This is a genomic window from Lacinutrix sp. C3R15 (assembly GCF_018860825.1).
GTDB lineage: Bacteria > Bacteroidota > Bacteroidia > Flavobacteriales > Flavobacteriaceae > Oceanihabitans.
The window spans coordinates 1-2,211 of the sequence record NZ_JAHKPZ010000025.1 but is presented as its reverse complement, the minus strand read 5'-3'; the positions used below and the strand labels follow the sequence as shown (position 1 = coordinate 2,211).

Annotated in this window: 3 protein-coding genes; all 3 read right to left on the bottom strand. The window is 31.3% G+C overall.

What is annotated here, in order from left to right:
* Window positions 1-135 precede the first annotated feature (135 nt).
* Window positions 136-690 (bottom strand): hypothetical protein, encoded by a 555-nt coding sequence (locus KO494_RS08615; RefSeq protein ID WP_215967205.1) that lies wholly within the window; start codon window positions 688-690, stop codon window positions 136-138.
* Window positions 691-846: 156 nt separating this feature from the next.
* Entirely contained in the window at window positions 847-1,491 is a 645-nt protein-coding gene (locus KO494_RS08610; protein ID WP_215967204.1) for a DUF1801 domain-containing protein, read from the bottom strand.
* A gap of 168 nt (window positions 1,492-1,659) precedes the next feature.
* The coding region (locus tag KO494_RS08605; protein ID WP_215967203.1) for a YgcG family protein at window positions 1,660-2,211 on the bottom strand (552 nt) is incomplete at its 5' end.

Sequence of the window (2,211 nt, the reverse complement as noted above, 5' to 3'; positions counted from 1 at the left end):
TTGTATATGGTTTGTTGCGTTGTTTAAACACCTAATTTAGCAAATAAAAACCGAATAGAAAATCCGCGAGGATTTTCGTAAGTAGGCTAGAACTAGCAATAAATTATATACGGTGTTGGCAATAGTTTTTCTGTTTTATTTAAATACTATTCGGCTTAATTTATCAAATATTTCCTGGCTTTCGTCAAATTCACAAGTAGTTAAAAATCCAATATTCTCAATTAATTCCTTTGGTCCATTAGTATAAATATTAATAGATTTTCTGTAACCAGCAATTTCTTGGCCAGCAAAATCCATAAAATTCTTTCCAACTAAACTTTGGCGTACAGTAAAAAGCGATTGTTCAGATGGTCGTTTTGTCAACCTTTCAATATGTTCAACATCCGAAGTAGTGAAAAGTAAATCAGATTTCACATATGAATTTTTATAATCACTTTTCACAGAATTAATAATTAATTCATCAATGATGTCAGTTGGATAATCCGTTTCATTTGGATATGACATTTTTTTCAAGAAGTCAGTTTCGTTTTTATCTTTCGGTTTAAGTGTGTAGTTTTCTTTTGATATTTCTCTTTCATAAATAAAAAAACCGATTTCTCTGTCAACTCCAAATCGGTTTGGCGCAACAATATTTACTGTTTTTGTTATTCTAATTTGATTTAATTCTAAAACTTTGAATGTGTATGCCATCTGTTTTTTTAAATTATTGCCAACGGTCTTGGCTATGAGTAGTTGCGTGGTTTAGCACTTAACTTTGCAAGTACACACCGAGTTGGAAATTCCGCAGGAATTTCCAAAGTAGGCGAGAACAAGCAATTACTTATAGCCATTGTTGTGCAACGTTTTTTATTCAGTTTCTAATTGTTTATGTGAACCATCGCAATTCGGTTTTCGTTTCGATAATCCGCAAGTACAATCATTTAAACCATATCCATCTTTAATTCTCTCCATATTTTTCTCAATTCGAGATATTTTTGTTTTGGATTGCTTTGGTTTGTCAAAATGTAAAAGATAGCCTCGCTGACGTCCAGCAGTCAAATTATTAAACGCTTTTTTAAAATCGGCATTTTCGGAAAATATTTGTTCCAGCTCTATTGGCACATTAAAATCAGAAGTTTTTTTCTTTTCAACTTTCTTTCCCGATTTTTCAATTCCGATTGCTTCTTGGATGTATTTTTTGATAGTTGGTTCAAATTCCTCGATTTCGGGCAAGTCAGTAAATCGTATTTGTCTTGCCGATTGTACGTTTTCAGTTTGTTGTACTAAAATATTTTCAGGGTCTTTGAGTAATGCTCCTTTATGAAATAAAATAGCACAGTAATCTTTAAACTCGTGAATTAAAACTATATTTTTTCCATTGTCAGTATAGCAAGGATGCATCCATTTAAATTCTTCCTTTAATCCGCAATCAAGAATAATTTCACGAAGTTTTTTCAATTCCAACTTCCATTTTTCAAGTCCGTTTAGATATTTATTTATGTCTTCGTTCATTGGTTTTTGAGGTTGCTCTTAAATGTTGCACAACGTGATTGTATATGGTTTGTTGCGTGGTTTAAGCACCTAATTTAGCAAATAAAAATCGAATAGAAAATCCGCGAGGATTTTCGTAAGTAGGCTAGAACTAGCAATAAATTATATACGGTGTTGTACACAGTACTTTTATTTCCAACTTCTTAAAATTTCTTCTATTCCTTTATTAATTCCATCGTAATAATTTCCGTTTTCAAATTCAGGAATGATAGTGTTTTCAATAATCTTTTCACGAGTACTTTCCGATAAAATATCTTTTGTGTCTTTGGCTATTCCAATTCCGATATCTTTTAAAGATTCACTAACAGTTATTATAATTCCGCTATTTGTAAATCCGTTGTCAATACTCCAATCTTTGTTTAATTTCTCTTTTGAAGGAACCGTTAAAATCAGAATTTTTTTCCCGCTTTCTTTTTGAAGTTTAACTAAAAGTTTTTCTAATTCCTGATTTTGTTCTTTCGTAAAGATTTTTTCCAAATCATTCACGTAAGTTTCAGGTTTAGCCTCATAATTTTCTGGCATATCAGAAAAGTCAAATTCAACTTTTGGCGGATTAGTTTTGTCTTCAGTCTTTTTTGAATTATTACAGGCAAATAAGCTGATTATTAAAATTGCGATTATCAGTTTTTCGATTTTCATTTCAGGCGCTTGGGTATTGTGTACAACGTTCTCGTGTATGGA